17 protein-coding genes are annotated in these 20,982 nt (G+C 41.8%); 1 reads left to right on the forward strand and 16 read right to left on the reverse strand.

What is annotated here, in order from left to right; translation table 11 throughout:
* Positions 1-32: 32 nt before the first annotated feature.
* From murC to ACXM1Q_RS01195, 16 genes are all read right to left on the reverse strand, one after another.
* Positions 33-1,367 (reverse strand): UDP-N-acetylmuramate--L-alanine ligase, encoded by a 1,335-nt coding sequence (gene murC / locus ACXM1Q_RS01120; RefSeq protein WP_458515469.1) that lies wholly within the window; start codon positions 1,365-1,367, stop codon positions 33-35.
* Positions 1,364-1,945: a hypothetical protein gene (locus tag ACXM1Q_RS01125; RefSeq protein ID WP_458515470.1), complete on the reverse strand. Its 582-nt coding sequence runs from the start codon at positions 1,943-1,945 to the stop codon at positions 1,364-1,366. Before ACXM1Q_RS01125 ends, murC begins: the two co-directional genes overlap by 4 nt.
* Positions 1,946-2,015: 70 nt before the next feature.
* On the reverse strand, positions 2,016-5,099 hold the full coding sequence (locus ACXM1Q_RS01130; RefSeq protein WP_460255632.1) for an SNF2-related protein: 3,084 nt from the start codon (positions 5,097-5,099) through the stop codon (positions 2,016-2,018).
* Positions 5,100-5,160: 61 nt separating this feature from the next.
* Positions 5,161-6,471, reverse strand: a complete 1,311-nt coding sequence (gene der / locus ACXM1Q_RS01135; RefSeq protein ID WP_135035464.1) for a ribosome biogenesis GTPase Der — start codon at positions 6,469-6,471, stop codon at positions 5,161-5,163.
* Positions 6,472-6,481: 10 nt separating this feature from the next.
* Positions 6,482-7,378 carry a primosomal protein DnaI gene (gene dnaI, locus ACXM1Q_RS01140; protein ID WP_458515472.1) on the reverse strand — a complete coding sequence of 299 codons (897 nt, stop codon included), beginning with the start codon at positions 7,376-7,378 and terminating at the stop codon, positions 6,482-6,484.
* Positions 7,379-8,557: a DnaD domain protein gene (locus ACXM1Q_RS01145; protein WP_458515473.1), complete on the reverse strand. Its 1,179-nt coding sequence runs from the start codon at positions 8,555-8,557 to the stop codon at positions 7,379-7,381.
* Positions 8,544-9,017, reverse strand: a complete 474-nt coding sequence (gene nrdR / locus ACXM1Q_RS01150; protein WP_458515474.1) for a transcriptional regulator NrdR — start codon at positions 9,015-9,017, stop codon at positions 8,544-8,546. The genes ACXM1Q_RS01145 and nrdR overlap by 14 nt, the downstream gene beginning before the upstream one ends.
* 271 nt (positions 9,018-9,288) lie before the next feature.
* Entirely contained in the window at positions 9,289-10,110 is an 822-nt protein-coding gene (locus ACXM1Q_RS01155) for a 2-keto-4-pentenoate hydratase (protein ID WP_458515475.1), read from the reverse strand.
* 114 nt (positions 10,111-10,224) lie between these two features.
* Entirely contained in the window at positions 10,225-11,043 is an 819-nt protein-coding gene (locus ACXM1Q_RS01160; RefSeq protein WP_458515476.1) for an endonuclease/exonuclease/phosphatase family protein, read from the reverse strand.
* Positions 11,044-11,066: 23 nt separating this feature from the next.
* A complete protein-coding gene (locus tag ACXM1Q_RS01165) occupies positions 11,067-13,262 on the reverse strand; it encodes a PTS transporter subunit IIBC (protein WP_458515477.1) in 2,196 nt (731 codons plus the stop codon).
* Between the two features lie 139 nt (positions 13,263-13,401).
* Positions 13,402-14,097 carry a winged helix-turn-helix transcriptional regulator gene (locus ACXM1Q_RS01170; protein WP_458515478.1) on the reverse strand — a complete coding sequence of 232 codons (696 nt, stop codon included), beginning with the start codon at positions 14,095-14,097 and terminating at the stop codon, positions 13,402-13,404.
* Between the two features lie 9 nt (positions 14,098-14,106).
* Positions 14,107-15,531 (reverse strand): NADP-dependent phosphogluconate dehydrogenase, encoded by a 1,425-nt coding sequence (gene gndA / locus ACXM1Q_RS01175; protein WP_458515479.1) that lies wholly within the window; start codon positions 15,529-15,531, stop codon positions 14,107-14,109.
* A gap of 107 nt (positions 15,532-15,638) precedes the next feature.
* Positions 15,639-17,726 carry an AAA family ATPase gene (locus ACXM1Q_RS01180; protein WP_458515480.1) on the reverse strand — a complete coding sequence of 696 codons (2,088 nt, stop codon included), beginning with the start codon at positions 17,724-17,726 and terminating at the stop codon, positions 15,639-15,641.
* 176 nt (positions 17,727-17,902) lie between these two features.
* Positions 17,903-18,436, reverse strand: coding sequence for a YceD family protein (locus tag ACXM1Q_RS01185; RefSeq protein ID WP_458515481.1), 534 nt, complete (start codon positions 18,434-18,436; stop codon positions 17,903-17,905).
* Between the two features lie 8 nt (positions 18,437-18,444).
* On the reverse strand, positions 18,445-19,347 hold the full coding sequence (htpX, locus tag ACXM1Q_RS01190) for a zinc metalloprotease HtpX (RefSeq protein WP_135035495.1): 903 nt from the start codon (positions 19,345-19,347) through the stop codon (positions 18,445-18,447).
* A gap of 1 nt (position 19,348) precedes the next feature.
* Complete coding sequence (locus ACXM1Q_RS01195) at positions 19,349-19,912, reverse strand: LemA family protein (RefSeq protein WP_458515482.1); 564 nt, start codon at positions 19,910-19,912, stop codon at positions 19,349-19,351.
* A gap of 89 nt (positions 19,913-20,001) precedes the next feature.
* Between ACXM1Q_RS01195 and rsmG the strand changes: the two genes are divergently transcribed.
* Positions 20,002-20,715, forward strand: coding sequence for a 16S rRNA (guanine(527)-N(7))-methyltransferase RsmG (gene rsmG, locus ACXM1Q_RS01200; protein ID WP_135035501.1), 714 nt, complete (start codon positions 20,002-20,004; stop codon positions 20,713-20,715).
* Positions 20,716-20,982: the final 267 nt, after the last annotated feature.

Raw genomic sequence — 20,982 nt, forward strand, 5'->3', positions numbered from 1 at the left:
GAGGTCGAACTGATGCTCGCCTCTCTGCTCCCCTATTGAATATTATTCGTTAAGTTTGCTAAGAGCTGCTCAAAGGAGTGCTCATACGTCTGGATATCACCCGCACCCATAAAGACAAAAATGGCATTGTCATGGTCAAGCAGAGGCGATACATTGTCGACTGTAATAATTCCACCTTTTTTAGCAACCTTGCCGGCCAAATCCTCCACGCGCACTTGACCATTGTCGACCTCACGAGCAGAACCGTAGATTTCAGCTAAATAGACTGAATCTGCTAGATTCAAGGCATCCGCAAACTCATCCATCAGAGCAATGGTTCGAGTAAAGGTATGGGGTTGGAAAATAGCGACTATTTCCTTACTTGGATACTTTTGCCGCGCTGCATCAATGGTTGCGATGATTTCTGTCGGATGATGGGCAAAATCATCAATAATGGTTACACCATTGACAATTTTCTCCGTAAAGCGACGTTTAACACCCGCAAAGGTCTTTAAGTGCTGGCGAGCCAGTTCTAAATCAAAGCCAATAGTATAAAGCAAACCAATCACAGCCGTAGCATTCATAACATTGTGTTTCCCGTAAGTTGGGATATGGAATTGCCCCAGAGTTTCCCCTCGAAATTCGACAGTAAAGGTAGAACCGGTTGTCAAACGTACCAAGTCTTTCGCAACAAAGTCATTCTTTTCCGGATCAAATCCATAATAATAGATTGGTGCCTCTGCCGTAATCTTGCGAAGGATTTCATCTTCACCGTAAATAAACAATCCCTTCTTCACATTATCCGCATAAGTATTAAAGGCATCAAAGACATCCATTAGGCTCGTAAAATAATCCGGATGGTCAAAATCAATATTGGTAATGATCGAATAAGCAGGATGGTAGGGTAAAAAGTGACGTTCGTATTCATCCGATTCAAAGACAAAATAACTTGCCTGCTCTGATCCACGACCCGTTCCATCTCCAATCAAATAAGAAGTATCCGTCATATTCGATAGAACATGGGCTAAAAGACCTGTCGTTGAGGTTTTACCGTGAGCCCCGGCAACTCCAAGGCTAGTAAATTGTTCCATAAATTCCCCAAGAAACTCATGGTAACGACGATAACTGAGGCCTTGCTCCTCTGCTGCTGCCAACTCAACATTGTTGCTTGCCTTAAAGGCATTCCCTGCAATCAATTCCAAATCTGGCGAGAGATTAGCCGCATCAAAAGGGAGAATTTTAATTCCTTCCTGTTCCAAACCACGTTGGGTAAAGTAATACTTATCGACGTCGCTTCCCTGCACTTCATAACCCATTTGGTGTAGCATAAGGGCTAGGGCAGACATCCCTGAACCCTTGATTCCGATAAAATGATAACGCTTGGTCATTTTTTCTCCTTCTCACTCGTCAACTTCCGTAAATCCAATTCTTGATTCGTTGGACGAGGAGTTACTTTCTGTTCTTTCTCTTGGTAAATTTGACTCTTTCTTAGAAAATCGTAGGAATCCGACTTAGCTTTTGGAGTAGCACTTTTCTTTGTCCTACCGCGTAAATCTGCTAGGATATAGCTCTCTTGACGCAACTTTTCCCCCATCTTCTGATAATTAGAAACGGGTTCTTCTTTGACTTTGGTTAGCCCTCCAGACAATTCCCTCCGACGTTGCAAATCTTTTCGAAAGGCTTGGTCGGGTTCATCCTGAAGATAAGCCGCAGACCGTTTTTGTCGGACACTTTCTCTAGCTTCCTCGCGTCCCAAGGCTGCATCCGTTTTAAATTCGTCCGCAATCCCAGATTCCTGGACTTGATGATTGGCATTCGAAATAGGAGCCCAATCATAAATGGACTTTTCCTGATAATCACCCTTAATATTACTGATAAAATCCGACTCTTCATAGAGATTCATCGGCTGACGTTCTTCAAAAATCGGTTCTGAATCAGCCAATAAAGGAAATTGTTTATCTGCCATAGTTTTATCCTTTCAAATCTCAATTATAGCGTTTTTTCCGCGATTTTCAAGTTAGGTCCTCTTACTTTTCCTAAATACCTAAAATTTCTTTTACTTCCTCTAAGCTGAGAGCCTCATTGGTACGCCCTGCATCAAGAATTGTTCCCAAAAGATTACGTTTCCCTTCTTGCAATTCAAAAATCTTTTCTTCGATGCTTCCCTTGGTAATAAACCGATAGACCTGAACAGGATTGGTCTGTCCCATCCGATGAGCCCGACCAATAGCCTGTTCCTCCACAGCTGGATTCCACCATAAATCTAAAAGAAAAACCGTATCTGCTCCAGTTAAATTAAGTCCCACACCACCAGCTTTCAAGGAAATCAAAACCACATCGCCCTGCCCCTGATTGAAGGCACGACTAATGATTTGGCGTTCTTGAGCCGGTGTCGATCCTTTAATCGTGAAATAAGCTATTGCTTCACGATCTAAAAACTGAGCCACTAAATCTAACATTCCTACAAATTGAGAAAAGATTAGGATTCGTTGGCCACTTTCTTTCGCCCGTTCTAGAAGAATCTTCAACATTTCTAGTTTCCCGCTCTGACCCTTATAATCTTCTAAAAAAAGAGCTGGGCTATCGCATATCTGACGGAGACGCGTCAAACCTGCTAAAAATTCCACCTTTCGCTTACGGAATTCCTGTTCCGTTAACTCCTGTAATTCCGCCTGCATTTGACTCCTTTGAGCCAAATACAAGGCTTTTTGTTCAGGGAGCAACTCGGTCACATAGACCCCTTCACTCTTTTCAGGCAATTCGGTTAGAATGGCCTGTTTATCCCTACGCAGGATAAAGGGGCGAATTTGTTGGACAACAGCTTCCACCGGTAGCTTCAGCAAATTTTTTTTAGCCGGTAATAATCCCGGTAAAACTAAATTGAAAATAGCCCCAATCTCTTCAATTCGATTCTCAACCGGTGTCCCAGAGAGGGCAAAAATCGATTGAGCATTGATTTTTTCTAAACTGGTATGAACCTTGGTTCGTTGATTTTTAATATATTGAGCCTCATCTAGAATAAGAAATTTGTAATCCTGAGTCAAATAGTCCTGAACATCTTGACGAAGACTTCCATAGCTAGTCAGATACACCTGATAATCCTGCTCAAGCGTCTTTGTTCGTTCCTTCTTAGAGCCATAAACCATCCCAACTTTTAAATCAGGGGCAAAACGTCTTAATTCCTCCTGCCAATTATAGAGAAGACCTGATGGAGTTACAACTAATGCTTTCTCTCCCTCTTTCAAGTTTAATACCAAAAAACTAATCGCTTGAACAGTCTTCCCTAAGCCCATGTCATCTGCTAGAATTCCACCAAACCCATAATGAGCTAACATAGACATCCACGCAACTCCAATTCTCTGGTAATCCCGTAACTGTTCCAGAATCGGGTGTGTGACCAATGGATACGTTTCTGGATGGGCTAGGTGTCCTAACAGCTCCTCTAAAGCCCTTGAATAGCTAACCGTAGCTCCCTGTAACACAGAATCCAAACGCCCCAAAAGTTGACGTTTCACCTGAAAACGTCCTTCTTGAGAATTCCAGCTACCATCCTCCACTGCCATAAGGTCCTGCAGTTGTTTCTGATTCTTTTCATCTAGACGAACAAGCTGACCTGCTTTGGTTCTATAAAAATTTTCAGCTGCTAAAGCCTGGATAGCTTCTTGAATCTCGCTTTCAGCTACTCCCTCAAGAGAAAACCGAACTTCCAAGAAACGCTGACCTTCCTCAATGCTAAAATCGAGTGCCACTTCTTGCCTTAGTTCCCCAAAAGCAGGTGACCAACAAACATCTGCCACTTCTTGCAAAAGTGGCAAGTGGAGATCAAAGAAATCTAGAATTTCTTCCTCGCTTAAGGGCGGTCTCCTTCCAACCATGCTTATCGGTAGATTTATTTTTGCTAGAGTTTGCTGATAGGCTGTTAATTGTTGGTAATCCAATACAAGACCAGCTTCAAAAATCTCCTGTTCACTCGTGAAAACCGCATCACCAATTTGATACGTGGACTGGCTGATTAGCCATCCTAAGGGATCAATATCCAAGTAAAGGGAAACCGCAAAATCTCTTGGCTCCAAGCCTTCCGGGAATCTTAAATTTACAAGACCTTTTACCCTTTCAAAAAAAGCAAATAATCGACTCAACTGCTCCCTTCCAAATCGTAAGGAATCTCCAGCTAATTCAAGCAGCTGAAAATGAGACTGGAGTTGTTTTAAGAGCTGAGCCTGTGGGTAAGCAATCACAAAGAGCTTCTCCTGATAGTAGAGCAACTGATGCTCATAGAGACTGAGAAAGTCCTCTACTTCTAAATTCAAGGTATAAGCTTGATAATTTCGGCGTAATTCCATAGAGTACGGACTCAGATTCTCTTCTAAATCTTGAAAACTCACCTCTCTTAACAGTCCTAGACCCAAATCCAATTGAAAATGAGGTAACTCTTGAAAGAGAGGTAAAACCTGACTCAAAAGCGGCAAGGGTAACAGTAAGTAACGTCCATCATTTAGGAAATAAGGATTTGGCGAATAGGTTGATTCTTGCTTTAGACCTACCAAAAATGATAAGACTTTACGACTAGCCACATCTAAAAAATCCCAACTTAAACGATCAAAGGCAAGGTGACGATTCAGACGAAATCCTGTTCCCTGCTCCAAGCGAAGCAAAAATTCTGGGATATCTCGCACGATATAAGACTTAGAATCTCCATAACGTAATTTAAAAGTCCACCTAATACCATCTTGACGATAGGCGATTTCCCCCTCTACACTCAGACTAAGCTGAGTCGGATAAGAACAGGCCTCAAAAAAATCTTGTAGGAACCTCTCCCCTTCTTGGGAAAATAAAGCAGCCGATTTTTCTCCTGCCAGCATTCGTTCTGGGGAAACTTGGGAAACCATTTCTTCCTGCTCCCGCACAAAAACTTCCACAGCCGCGATATGGACACAATAGCCCAATAAAGCTATGTCCGAACATGAACAATAGTCTTGTTCTCCTATTACTGAAAAGTGAACCTCTTCTGCTAAAACTTGGAAGAGTAGTAGATCATTTTGATACCCTTGAAACTCAACTTCTCCCGCTTGATACAGTGCTTTCCCTTCTTGGCGCACCTTTCCAGGAATCATACGCATCGTTATTTCCTCTCTTGTCAAAAAGAGACCCTAACTCTTGAGTTCAAGGATCTCTTGATCATTATTTCCGTTTTCGTGCAATCAAATGAATTGGCGTTCCTTCAAAAACAAAGGCTTTGCGAATTTGATTTTCTAAGAAGCGCAGATAAGAAAAGTGCATCAATTCTTCTTCATTGACAAAAATTACAAAGGTCGGCGGTTTGACGGCAACCTGAGTCGCATAGAAGATTTTTAGTCGTTTTCCTTTATCTGTCGGAGTTGGATTTACAGCAATCGCATCCATAATAACGTCATTTAACACAGCACTTGGAATCCGTAAGTTCTGATTTTGACTAATTTCCTTAATCATCCCTGGTAACTTGTGCAAACGCTGCTTGGTCATAGCGGACACAAAGATAATCGGAGCGTATGCAAGATACTGAAATTGATCACGAATATCTTCTTCCCAGTTTTTCAGAGTATGATTATCCTTTTCCAAGGTATCCCACTTGTTCACAACAATGATGATTCCTTTTCCTGCCTCATGGGCAAAACCAGCGATTCGTTTATCGTACTCACGAATTCCTTCCTCTGCATTCAGAACCATGAGCACAACATCCGAACGATCAATGGCCCGCATAGCCCGCATAACAGAATATTTTTCCGTATTCTCATAGACTTTACCGGACTTACGCATCCCTGCAGTGTCAATCATAGTAAATTCTTGACCCTCTGAATCCACAAAATGAGTATCAATAGCATCGCGTGTGGTTCCCGCAACTGGACTGGCAATCACACGATCCTCACCCAAAATGGCATTGATCAAGCTCGATTTTCCAACGTTTGGACGACCAATTAAGCTAAAACGAATAACATCTGATTCTTCTTCCGCATCCTCTGCGGGTAAATTTTCAATGATGGCATCCAAGACATCCCCTGTTCCAATCCCGTGCACACTGGAAACAGGATAAAGCTCGCCTAGCCCCAAAGAATAAAAATCATAGATATCATTTCGCATCTCTGGATTATCAACCTTATTGACAACTAAAATAACAGGCTTTTCAGTTTTATAGAGCATCTTGGCTACATACTCATCCGCATTAGTGATTCCTTCTTTACCCGAAACGACAAAGACAATCACATCTGCCTCATTCATAGCAATCTCAGCCTGATGCTTAATTTGTTCCATAAAAGGGGCATCAACGTCGTCTATCCCCCCAGTATCGATAATGCTAAAAGAGCGATTCAACCACTCAGCCTGAGCATAGATTCGATCCCGAGTTACCCCTTCCACATCCTCGACAATAGAAATTCGCTCACCGGCAATCCGGTTAAAAAGCGTCGACTTCCCTACATTCGGACGACCTACAATCGCCACTGTTGCTACTGACATGTTTTCTCCTTTACTGATTACGCCGGTTTGCACCTGGCAAATGTATTTCTTTCGCTAGATAACGCAAACGTTCCATAACACGTTGTGCCTGCCAACTCTCATCTCCCTCTTTTCCCTTGGACATGCGTTGCTGAAGATCTGAAAAAGAAAGATTGGAACTAAAGAAAGTAGGCAAGTTCTCCTGCATTCGATATTGGAGAATTACTTGTAAAACCTCATCTCGCAACCAAGATGAAAATTGCTCCGCTCCAATATCATCTATAATTAGACAAGGAGCACCTTTAACCTCTTCAATCTGTTCACGAACAGTATTGTTTTTGAACCCACCCTTCAAATCCTGCACAAAAGTTGGAAAATGCAACATCACGGTTGAAATCCCTCTGACCATTGCTAAGTCGTTAGCAAAAGCTGCCAACAAATAAGTCTTACCTATTCCAAAGTCTCCATAAAGGTAGAGCCCCTGCTTCTGACTCGGATAGTCCACAATAAATTGAACTAATTGTTCAATTGTCATCCAACGATCATCAAAATCAAGGTCTTCAAGACTAATCCCTCTAAGACTTTCTGGTAAATTCAGTAAACGAATACGACTCCGCATCTCCTTTTCTTTCTCAGCAGCAATGAGCGCTTCCGTTTCTTTGTAGCTCACATCCGCATAACCTTGATTCATAACAAGAATTGGTTGATAGCCCTTGGCTAGATAGGTCTCGTCACCATTTCTAAACTGGTCACGCTCACTGATAAACTGACTAAATTTAGAGATAGATTTCTTGATTTCTGCCGAATTCAACTGGTGTTCCTGAATAAAGGTAGCTACGTCTTTATCCTGCATGATTTCTTCAACCAATTGTTGGTAATCAAACCTTCCCTGCGCTCTTCCTTCCAGGGCCTTATTTACTGATTTCATCTAGTTTCCTTCCCCTTTTAATTGTTGGAATAGACGCTTATGTTTTGCTTCACGAGCCTGCATCTCTTCGGGAGTCGTTTGATCCACATAATCCTTTTGACTCCATTCTGGAACATTCGATTGTTGCGGTTTCGTTTGTCTTCTTCCTTGAGTTTTGAAAGAGGCTTTCGGAGAGGATTGACTCTTTTCTTCCCTTTTTTTACGAACCCGAAGTATCGCTTCTTCTGCACTCACAATCCCTTGTTTCTTAAAATCCTCTGCAACTCTCAAGACATACCGCTCATTAATATGTAAGCTAGTATCGCGATTATAGGCCAACAGTAATAGAATGCTGATAACCTCATCTAAAAAACCTTGTTTTTGCAGACTTACAATGAGTTCCTGTTCCTTGTCATTGACCTGACTTCCTCTGGTATCCTTTAGCTGGCTTAGAAACTCCAAAGCTGATTGTGATTTACTCTCACTCAAGAAAAATGATTCCTCAGGACTGAAGTTAGCAGAGATTGCCGTTTGTTTTAACTTGGTCTCCATTCGCTTGACGGAGATTCGACCTTGGACAGCGGTTGCTTCAGCCAATTGATACAGATGGTTCCAGTTCAAATGATACTGCCTTGCATACAGCTCCAAAGCCAAGATATCCGTGTCTTTATCCTCATAGCTCAACTGGCCTTTTTCCATGCGAACCTGAAAAGTTTCCTGATCAAAATAATTGGGCTTAGGTTTTACTGGTTGCTCTCCTACCAAAAGACCATTAAAGAATTTACCCGTATCAACTTCCTGTTTTTGCCCTTGCGGCTTAGCGGGTTCGAGTGCCTTTAGAGCGACTTCACCAATTTTAGTTTTTAATAAGGAACGCAACACATTATCTTGGAAAAAATCATCTCCTCCAAGGGGAGCTCGCAGATAAAGATAGGTCGTATCCGTTTGGTAACGATCGACCAATTTAACCGCCTGCAAAAGCTCAAGCGCCTGATTAAAACGTTCTGGACCAAATTGTAGATGGTTTAAGACCTGGGAAACTTGCGTCTGACTGCGTCCATCATCCCAAAAACTTAAAAGATAGTGATACAGAGCAAAGGCATCCGAACCAATGATTGGATAGTAATAAACCAATAGAGCTGTGCTATCTTTTTGAGGAACTCTACCTTGTCCATAAAAGAAATAATCATTCGGCTTCACTATCTTCTCCTTTCTTCCGGAATTGTCGTAGCAGTTCTTCAACTTCGCTCAATTCATTAAAGCGCTTATAGACACTGGCAAATCGAAAATAAGCAATCGGATCTAACTCAGATAAAGCCTCTAGCACATGGTCTCCGACTTTATCTGAAGTGACTTCACCACTCGATGTATTCCGCAAAGTCGTCTCAACCTGTTTCACCAACTCCTTAATTTGCTCCGGTGTAACAGGGCGTTTTTCAGCAGATTGGAAAATACCATTATAAATTTTAGAAGGTTCGAAATTTTCACGACGTCCGTCTTTTTTGATGACAACTAAAGCCTTGGTTTCAATCCGTTCATAAGTTGTATAGCGATGTTGACACTTTTCACAAATACGTCTACGCCGAATGGCAACTCCTTGTTCAACTTGCCGGCTATCAATCACCTTCGTTTGATCACTTTGACATTCAGGACAACGCATGGTTCACCTCCAACGATTCAATACTTCATTATACCATGCCAAACACCGTATTCGTAAAAAATCGGCAAAAAGCACCTTTTCTTACTCCCAGACTTGGTATTCCCGATAGCTCTGCTTGCCACATGTAAACAAAGTAAAAAGCCAGATCGAGCGATCTGACCTTGTACTAATTGGACGTGAAGAGAAAGCACCATCCCCTAACATCTCAGGGAGCAGACAATTGTTCCTCTCAAATTTCAATCTGTTATTTAGAACAGAAATAGACTTCCCTTTAATCAACCACGGTTAATTCTAGACTGCCAACTCCACTTCCATATTCAACTCTGTATACTCCGACTTCCAAGTGTGGTGGGATTACGAAAGTACCGCTGGAAACTTGCTGCCCCTTTTTAAAGGTTTTACCATGACTTGCCAATTTTTGAACCAACCATTGAACTGAATGCAGTGGATTCCCTAATACTTGTGAAGAGACTCCTTGATCCAGTACTTGACCATCTTTGGACAAGACACCTGAAATAGCTGCCAAATCCTCAACGGTATAGTTTCCCTTCAAATCTTGCTCCTGTCCATAGACAATCCGCCCCGCTACTGCAGAATCTGAAACCACGAGATACTTATTTAATTTTGGAAACCAATCCTTAAACCGAGCATCTGGCACTTCAATTCCAGGAGCAATCGTCAATTTCCCCAATAAATCCTCTAGGCTATCTTTCAGAGATAGATCTTCCTTGGCCCGGAAAACCAATTCAATTTCGATGAGCGGCTCCATTAACTCACCAAGAGACACCTCAGCAGGTCCTTGGATAAATTGAGAAGTCGTTTCCTGCCCATAAAACGGTTCTGTTGAATTGAACATTCGCTGTGTCTCTTCACTAGTCAGACTAACCTTGTAGCCTTGGACTTCCTCACCTCTTTGAGCCACGAAAGCATCTTGGATTTGATAAGCTGTATCAATATCTTCAACAACACCATCCAACTCACTCATAGCCAAGGGAGCGCGTTGCTCCAAAGCCTTAAACAACTTTTCCGATACCTCTGCAACTAAATGTTCCTTTTTATCCATAGACAAACACTCCATTTCCTTTTTAGTCATTATAGGAAATTCTCCTTTTAAAATCAATATATTTTCTGAAAATTTTTTATTTTTTGTAAAAAGAAAAAGCAGCTAGTTAGAAAGCTAGCTGCTTTGGAGTAAAAATTAGGCCATTCAAACAAGGCGGGCAAACACTTCCAATCCAAAATGATCACTAACAATCGGGCTGCTCTTGCCATCAAAGATGACAGCCGAACGATCCACCTTCCAATCGCTGGATAAGAAAGCAAAATCGATTCGCAGTGGTGGTGTTTTAGCCTCCCAGCCATCAATATGGCCACCCATAGTAAATTCACCCGAAACTTCTTGAGCTACTAGATGACTATCTTGAAGTTTTAACGGACTGGCTAAAATATGACTGTGCCCCTCTTGACCAGCAGGATTGTTAAAGTCTCCCATCAATACAAGTGGGTAACGACTTGATTCCAACTCCTGCTCTAGACGCTGCCACTCCGCTTGGAAACCTTTATTCCACCAAGATAAATGAACACTGGCAACTTGAATTGTTTGCCCATCGACTACCGTCTCAGCTAGTAAAACTTGACGACGGCGATAGTCGGTTGGATCATCACTATCTGAAACCAGTAATTCCCTAGCTTCAAGCGGCTCCTTCGATAAGATCGCAACACCTTCATGGTAACGATCATAACCAATATGATTATAGGCCCAACTCCAGTAATAAGTTAAACCAACTTTTTTCAATTCTCCTACAAGAACATGGGCAAAATGATCGTCATGAATAGCAAGAAGTGGCTGAGCCACCTCGTAGCCCGCCACTTCTTCCGCAGGGGAAGAGTTAATCTCCTGATTAACTTCTTGCAAACAAATGACATCATATTCCTCACGAACAATTTGCTGAACCAGATCCGCCAGTTTTTGTTCTGGCTCTTCCTCCATCCAAGAATGGGTGTTCAAGGTTAAGAATTTCGCCATTTTTCCCTTTTCTATTTAAAATCTTAAAGTTCTACGCTTGCTACTGTATCATCCTTGGTTCCTTGACCAAGTTTGGTTACAGACACGCTTTGAACAAAGTCTTGATTTGTAAAGACAACAATAGTTGTTGTTTCACGACCAGCTTCACGGATAGCATCCAAATCAGCTGTTACCAAGCGATCTCCACGGACAACTTTTTGACCTTCGGTTACATGAACTGTAAATGGTTTACCTTCCAAACTTACAGTATCCAAACCAATGTGAATCAAAATTTCAAGACCTTCTTCGGTCAAGAGTCCAAGAGCGTGTTTTGTTGGGAAGATGCTCGTTACAGTTGCATCTACTGGTGCATAGAATTCACCCGCACTTGGTTCAACCGCAAAGCCATCACCCATCATTTTTTGCGAGAATACTGGATCTGAAACAGAAGCCAATTCCACAACGTTACCATCTGCAACACTTGCAATTTCAACAGCTTTACCTTGAGGTGCTGAAGATTCCGCAGGGGCATCATCAAAGACTGTCATGACAGTTTGAGGGATAACTTCACCCGAGTCCAATAAATCTTGGATATCTGACTTCAAGACATCTGCTTTTGGTCCATAGATAGCTTGAACTCCAGAGTCTTTCATAACAAGACCCATAGCTCCTTCTTTTTTCCACAAGTCCTCAGATCCAACTTTATCTGGGTCTTTAACCGTAACACGAAGGCGAGTCATACATGCGTCCACATCAGCAATATTGCTTGCTCCACCAAGAAGATTGATAATATTCACCGCTTGTGAAGGTGCTGCTACTTTACCATCAGCAGAACCCGCTTCAGCTGAGTTCGATGCCCCCATACCTTCTTCATAGTTTCCATTACGTCCTGGAGTTGCATAGTTAAATTTGCGAATCATGAAATCTGCCACAAAATACATAACAAGTCCAAAGAGAGCTGTTACCCAAACAAAGTTCAGAATATCCATTCCTAGGCCTGCATTGATTGCTAGAGGTGTACGAGTCAAAAATTCGATACTTCCGAATGAGTGCATCCGCAAGTTAACGATATCTGCCATACCAAAAGCAAGACCTTGGATCAGAGCATACACAACGTAAAGTGGCATAGCCACGAACATAAACATGTACTCAACAGGCTCAGTAACACCAGTTAAAAATACCGCTAGAGCTGTTGCTGTCAACATTCCTTTGTATTTATCTTTTTTGTCAGCATCCACATTTTTGTAGATTGCAAATACGATACCCATCAAGATACCCATCGAACCAATCATTTGTCCTACTTTAAAACGTGCAGGTGTGACTGTCTCTAGAAGGTTATTGTAAGCCGTTGTATCTCCAGCAGCTTTTAGGTTTGTCAAGTCCGTAACCCAAGCCAACCAAAGTGGATCTTGTCCAAATACTGTTTGACCAGCTGTTGCACCCGTCATAATTTCGTAAGTACCACCTAAAGCCGTGTAGTTGATTGGAATCGTCAACATGTGGTGAAGACCAAATGGCAATAGGAGACGCTCCAAGGTACCAAAGAGGAATGGTGCGATAATTGGTGCATTTTCTTGCGAGTTCGCAATCCAAACACCAAAAGCATTGATACCAGACTGAATGACTGGCCATACAACAGATAAAATAATGGCTACAATAACGGAACGAAGAATAACTACAAATGGTACGAAACGTTTTCCGTTAAAGAAAGAAAGGGCATCTGGAAGTTTGCGGTAATTGTAATATTTGTTATAGGCAGTTGCTCCAACAAATCCGGCAATAATACCAACAAATACCCCCATGTTCAAGGCTGGTGCTTCAAGAACACTTACAAAGTAATCTGACACTTTAATGGTTGAACCAAGAAGTGTTTGAACCGTTGCATCTGGATCCTTTAGCATATCTCCGTTAACACCCAGAATAACCCCTGTTAAACGGTTCAAAAGAATAAAGGATAGACCAGCTGCAAAAGCACCACCAGCACGTTCCTTAGCCCAGCTACCACCGATAGCAAGGGCAAAGAGGATGTGGAGGTTTCCGATAACACCCCAACCAATCTGCTCAAGAACGCTACCAATCATCACCAAGGCGCCAACCTCAGGTCCCAACATTGGAATAGACTTACCAATGGAGATCATCAAACCCGCTGCTGGCATAACAGCGATAACCACCATCAGAGCTTTACCGAATTTTTGCCAGAATTCAAAGCTCGTTAGATTTTTGAATGTATCTTTCATCATTCATCTCCTCATATATTTAATATCTTCACGATAGGCAATCGTTTGACTTACAAGAAATATTATACAGTATTCCCGAATCCTTGTAAAGGTTTTCAAAAAGTTTTTGTCTAAAAAGGTTGAAGTCTAAACTTCAACCTTTTTAACTTAAATCTCTCATTTTGTAACCGACACCACGAATTGTTTCAATATAACTAGCTTGACCTTCTAGATCAATTTTTCCTCGTAGATAACGGATATAGACATCCACAATATTGGTTTCTCCTGGATTCTCATATTTCCAAATACGCTCCAGAAGCTCTTCCCGGCTTAGAGCAGTTGGACTGCTCATTAGGGTAACTAGCAGATCATATTCACGTCGGGTCAACGCTAGTTGCTCCCCATTACGGTAAACCAAATGATTAGCCAAATCTACCTTGAGATGGCGGTGCTTGGCTATTTTTTTCATTTGACTACAATGTTGATCAATAAAATCACGCCCTCTAAAAATCGACGCAATCTGTTCTAATAAAACAGGGGCCACAAAGGGTTTGACAGTTGCTACCACAGCATAGCGTTGAATCAACTCCTCCTGCTGCTTCAATTCATCCGGAGTAGCCAGGGCAATAATCACTGCTCCAGGACGAACCTTCTCCAACTCCTGTAAGAAAACTTGATTAGCTTCAATCCCAGCCTGAACGTCAAACAAAAAGAGATCAATTTCAGTTGAGGTCGCCAGGGTAAAAACTTCCTGGTGATGTTGAAACCAATGGACTTCATACCCTGTCGACTCCAACTCAAGGGTGAGGAAACGAGCCAAATGACTTTCCTGCTCAATGATTACAATACGTTTCCCCATAGTTTCTCCTTATTCTTCAGAATACCAAGAATAGTGGTAAATCCCTTCCTTGTCCTTACGCTCATAAGTATGTGCTCCGAAATAATCCCGTTGTGCCTGAATCAAGTTAGCTGGTAGATTCGCAGCTCGGTAACTATCATAGTAATTAATAGCACTCGCAAAAGTTGGAACTGGTAGTCCATGCTGAATAGCCAAAGCCACAACTTCACGAACAGCAGCTTGATATTCTGCTGTTACTTGACGGAAATAGTCATTCAAAAGTAGATTTGGTAAGTCTGCATCTTCCTTGTAGGCATCTGTAATCTTTTGCAAGAAGCGAGCACGGATAATACATCCAGCACGCCAGATAGAAGCAATCTCACCAAATGGTAAATCCCATCCTTCTTCCTTACTTGCCACGCGCAATTGCGCAAAACCTTGTGCATAAGACATAATTTTAGAGAAATAGAGAGCCTTACGGATTTTCTCAATCAACTCAGCCTTATCTCCTTCAAAGGCTGCTACATCTGGACCAGCTAAAACCTTGCTAGCTTCAACCCGTTCCTCTTTATAAGTAGAGATATAACGAGCAAAGACTGATTCTGTAATCAAAGGTAGAGGTACACCTAAATCCAAAGCAGATTGACTCGTCCACTTACCAGTTCCCTTGTTCCCTGCTGCATCCAAGATATAGTCTACAATTGGGCCATCTTGATCTTGGTCATCTTTACGACGAAGGATATCCGCTGTAATTTCGATAAGATAAGAATCTAGCTCCCCCTGATTCCACTCCGTGAAAATATCAGACATTTCTTCCGCAGATAGTCCTAAAAGCCCTTTCATCAAGTCATAACTCTCTGCAATCAATTGCATATCGCCATACTCAATTCCATTATGAACCATTTTCACATAATGTCCAGCTCCATTTGGACCGATATAGGTCACACAAGGTGCTCCATCTTCAGGTGCTTTAGCAGAAATCTCTTCCAAGACATCTGCGACTAACTCATAGGCTTCCTTTTGTCCACCAGGCATGATAGACGGTCCTTCTAAAGCACCTTTCTCACCACCAGAAACTCCAGTTCCAATGAAGTTGATTCCTGAATCCGCTAATTCCTCATTCCGACGAATTGTATCTTTGTAGAAAGTGTTTCCCCCATCAATCAGGATATCCCCCTTATCTAAATAGGGAAGTAAGGCTTGAATAGTTGCATCAGTTCCAGCCCCAGCTTGAACCATCAACATAATGCGACGAGGTGTTTCAATGGAAGCTACGAATGATTCCACATCATAACTCGGTACAAAGTTCTTATCCGGATGGCTGGCAAGCACATCATCCGTTTTTTCTTTACTACGGTTATAGATTGCTACCTTATAACCACGGGACTCGATATTGAGAGCAAGATTACGTCCCATTACAGCCATACCAACAACACCAAAATTTGCTTTTGACATGAGTTTCTCCTTAAACTATTTGTTCCCATTATACCACCTAGAAAAGTCTTCTGCAATTTTTAGAAAGAGCAAAAACTGCGGACAAGGGTCACGCAGTTTCTCTTTCATTAGGCAGCTTCTACCTTTTCTTTAATTTGAATCTCTCCGTCTTTCAAGTCAGCTACCAGTTCTTTAGCTTCTAAGTGATCGAGGTGGAAATCAGTTACACGGTCTCTGATTTCTTGCTCAATGACTCTGCGAAGTGGTCGAGCTCCCATAGCGGGATCATAACCTTTTTCAATCAACATGTCTTTCACTGGCGCGGTGACATCTAAGCGAATTTCTTTTTTACCTAAAGTTCGATTCACATCTGCTAACATCAAATCTACAATCTGGGCCAAATCCTCTTTTTCAAGATGGCGGAATTCAATCACTGCATTAAAGCGGTTAAGGAATTCTGGACGGAAGTACGGAGCTAATTTTTCCATCAAATCTTGATCATCCGCCTCAGTATGATGGTAACCAAATCCAGCATTAGAAGTGGCAATAATCACTGTGTTTTTGAAGTTGACCCGGTTTCCTTGACCATCCGTCAAATGACCATCATCCAAGACCTGTAAGAGCAAGGTTAGAACTTGTGGATCAGCCTTTTCAATTTCATCAAAAAGAAGAATGGAGTAAGGGTTTCTGCGGACTTGTTCGGTTAAGGTATTACCATTATCATCATAGCCCACATAACCAGCAGTTGTACCAATCAATTTCGAAACTGCTGTTTTATCCGCATATTCAGACATATCTAGGCGAATGACAGCGTCTTTATTGCCAAATAATTCCAGGGATAATTGTTTGGCTAACTCTGTTTTACCGACTCCAGTTGGGCCCACAAAAAGGAAGCTACCAATTGGACGATTCCCATCATCAAAACCAGCGCGGTTACGGCGAATTGCACGTGCAACCATTTCTACAGCTTGATGCTGTCCAATTACTTGATGTTCTAAACGATCTTTTAACCCCTTCAAACGCTCAATGTCATTTTCTCCCATTTGAGCAACTGGAATTCCTGTCAAACGTTCTACTGATTCTGCTACATCATTCACAGACGCTTCCATTTGTTTGCTCGCTCTTTGGTCATGGATTTGCTTCTCCAAGTCCTCAATCCGAAGTTTGTGCTGCAAAGCTACTTCAAAATCTTGAGCCTCCACGGCCTGTTCTTGTAGCTCTTTCTCGGATTGCACCTCAGCTTCCAATTGAAAAACATCTACTTCAGAATGTTGTGCTGCTAAATGGGCTGCCGTAATATCCAGCAAGTCAATTGCTTTATCTGGAAGACTTCTTTGTGGAATGTACTGAACAGAGTAATCAACTGCTGCTTGTAGAACACTATCTGGCAAAATTACATTGTGATGGTTTTCATAGAGTGGACGAATTCCTTTGAGAATCTCAACAGTTGCTTCTGGAGAGGGAGCCTTCACTTTCACCTCATTAAAGCGTCGTGCCAAGGCTGCACTCTTCAAAATGGTATTCCGATACTCATCTTCCGTGGTTGCCCCGATTAAGGTTAACTCACTCCGAGATAAAGCCGGCTTGAGAATATCTGCTAGTCCCTTCGAGCCACTCTCTCCACCTGTGCTGCCAGCACCAAGGATTTGATGAATTTCATCAAAGAAGAGAAGGATATTTCCAGCTGCTTGAACCTCCTCCAGTAGCTTTTGAATGGTCTCTTCAAAACTACCTCGGTACTGGCTACCAGCTTCAAGGTTGGAAATATCAATGGAAATAATTTCCTTATCCTTAATTGCAGCTGGTACCTCTCCTTTTACAATAGCTTGGGCTAGACCTTCTACAATAGCTGTTTTACCAATACCTGCATCCCCAACAAGAATTGGATTATTTTTAATACGACGAGCTAGAATTTCAGCTGCTTCTTGAATTTCTTTCTCACGACCAAGAACCGGATCTAAGCTTCCTTGGCGAGCTTCTTCTGTTAAATTACGGCCTAATTTTCCTAAAACACCATCCATCTTTACTCCTTTCCGTTGAACAACTTCCTGGGTGTTCCCCATCTCTTGCTGACGATAGGCTGCAAATTGTTCAGGGCTAACTTCCTGCCCATTAATCCGATACCGGCGCGTTTGTCCTTGAAAGCCTTGCGAAGCCATCAAGCGTCTCATGAGTTCATCCATTTGATTAAATTGGTTGTTGTAGTAGTTTGTCATATATCGTTACCTCTTCATTTTTAAATACTATAGATCAGTTAGTCTTTGACCAATACTTACTTTTTGACCTTTACTGACCATAATTAATTTTAACAAGATTGTAACATATTGTCAACATTTTGTTACCTTTTTTTACAAAAAAATTCCTGAGAGTAAAACTCCCAGGAAAATAAAGGTTATTCTTCTGTAAAGAGGTCTTGAAGAGAAGCAAAAGGATTATTATCTTTCCTAGTCTCAGCCTGCTGCCGAGCATAGTCCTCCTCAGACAGTACTTGCCAAGCAGCCCCCTGCGGCATACTATCCTCTGCTTCCTCCTCTGGCGTCAAAACCTTGAGAGGAATCTCTAAGAGAATATTATCAGCCACACTATCTTTCAAGCTAATACCGTCACCTTCAATCGGCAACAAATACAAGGCTTCTTCCTCACTCAGAGAAGTAGCCTCCTCAGCATCGCCAAATACTTCTGCTACCGGGTAATTTTCTTGTAACACGACTGGCTCAAGACTACGACTTGAAGCTAGGGTAATATCATAAGACAACTGATACTCTAAAAAATAGAGACCATTATCATAACTCACTTTTCCAACAGCTCTTAATTGGCTTAAATCTAAAATTTCAGGATTCCGTTCCTGTAAAGATTTTAACAAATCCAATTCTTGATCAAACACTAGGCCATTCGGCTGACGACGAATTTCTTGTAAATGAAACATAAAACTCCTTACATTTTTTCCAAACGGGCAATCCGTTCAGGAATCGGTGGGTGGGTATAGAAAAGACGCTGCATGCTACTCATTTTTCTAGGCTCATTGATATAAAGAGCAGCACTGGCCTCATCTACTGGACGCTTACTAGCTGGTCCGCCTTCTAACTTTTGAAGGGCTGAAATCATCCCTTTCGGATTGCGGGTTAATTCCACACTAGAAGCATCTGCCAAAAATTCCCGTTGACGCGAAATAGCTAATTGTACTAAGGTCGCAGCAAGTGGTGCCAAAATAATGGCCAACAAGGATAAGAGGAGAAATACAACATTCGCCACTCCCTGCTGATTATCATCCGAGGAAGAGCGACGACGGCCTCCCATACTGTACCAAAGATTCCGTCCTGCTATATTCGATAGCATCGTCACAGCACTAGTCAAAGCTACTGCAATAGTTGAGATACGAATATCATAGTTCCGAATATGGCTAACTTCGTGACCTATAACAGCTTCTAATTCCTGTCGATTCATCCTATCTAATAAACCAGTCGTAGCTGCAACAGCTGCATTTTTGGGATTTGAACCGGTTGCAAAAGCATTCGGTGATGGATCTTGTACCACATAAACTCGTGGCATAGGAATCTGGGCTACCATAGCCATATCTTCTACAATATGGTAATAATCTGGATAGTCCTTCTCATGAATTTCCTGAGCTCCATTCATATACATCACCATTTCCGTAGCTTGGAAAATCATACTTAGAGCGTAGATACCCCCAATAATGAAGGCCGTCAAAACTCCTCCCCAAATATTCCCCAACCAAAGATAACCAACTGCAGCTCCAATCAAGGCTAAAAGGAGAAAAAAGACAAAGAGCAATACCCAGGTACGCCTTTTATTACTTGCAATTTGGTCAAATAACATCTCAATCTCCTAATCCATTACTGCCAAAATCAATTTTAGGAACAACTTTTTCTTCCTCAGGAATTTGTAGAAAATCCTCTGGTTGAAAGTGGAAAAAATTAGCAATGATATTGGTTGGAACGGTCTCTAATTTTGTATTGTATTTAGCAGTTACGCTATTGTATAGCTGCCGAGAATAAGCAATTTTATTCTCTGTGTTAGTCAACTCCTCTTGCAGCTGAAGATAGTTAGTATTAGCCTTGAGATCTGGATAATTCTCTGCAATCGCAAAGACACCTGAAACCTGACGGCTAAGAGCATCACTAGCGGCCATAGCCTCGGCAGGGCTGGTTGCTTGCTGAATCTGGGTGCGGAGACTTGTAATTTTATCTAGAGTAGACTGCTCGTATTTGCCGTAACCCTTTACAGTCTCCATTAAATTAGGAATCAAATCATTCCGGCGCTTCAGCTGGACGTCAATCTGACTCCAAGCCTCTTGGGTTTGCATACGTGAACGAATGAGACCATTATAGGACACAACTCCATAAACAAGTAGCACTATCAACAATCCAAATATAATCCACATTTCTAAGCATACTTCCTTTCGTAAAACTAGTACTAGTATATCAAAATTGAAGGGGAATGTGTTAGAATAAAGGAACAGAGGGAGGGGTTATGAAACCAGAAATATTCTATCAAAAACTTGAAGAACAGGGCTTTTCGCTAAGCCAAAAACAAAAGCAACAATTTGAAACCTACTATGAGTTATTGGTTGAATGGAATCAGAAAATCAATCTTACCGCTATCACAGATAAGGAAGAAGTTTATCTCAAGCACTTTTATGATTCCTTGGCTCCAGTTCTCTTAGGCCAAATAAATCACCAAGACTTAAAACTACTCGATATCGGAGCTGGAGCAGGATTCCCTAGTCTTCCGATGAAAATCTTATTGCCTGAACTGGAAGTCACTATTATCGATTCCTTAAACAAACGAATCCAATTTCTTCACCTACTAGCCGAAAATCTCGAACTAGAGAAAGTTCATTTCATCCATGGACGTGCAGAAGACTTCGGTCAAGACAAAACATACCGTGCAACATTTGACCTTGTAACCGCGCGTGCAGTTGCTCGCCTTCCCATTCTTGTGGAATTAACCGTTCCCTTTCTCAAGGTTGGGGGTCAAGTCCTAGCACTCAAAGCCAGTGATGCCCAAGAAGAAATCCAGGAAGCTCAAACTGCCTTAACGAGCCTCTTCACAAAAGTCATTCAATCCCACAATTACCAACTTCCTAATGGAGATCCACGGGCTCTAACCACCTTAGAAAAACGAAAAGAAACTCCCAACAAGTATCCACGTAAAGCCGGGATTCCTAACAAACGTCCCTTATAACATAAAAAGACAGAAGTTCGTTCTCAATGTCATTAAGTTAAGGATTTCGAAAGCTCGATTTATGAGCTTTCGAAATCCTTTTTTTGCTATACTTAGGCTAAAGGAGGTGGATAGAATGCCAAATCAAGTAAAGAAGCAACTACGAAAAAGTATTGCTGCTGTGATAGAGCGAGAGCGAGGAAGTTTGATCCATAACCCATCTGATTTTTCTCGTAATCGGGAACTATCTCTCAATAAAACGGTGAATTTAATCCTTGGTATGTCCGG

It is taken from the genome of Streptococcus sp. 10F2 (genome assembly GCF_054331515.2).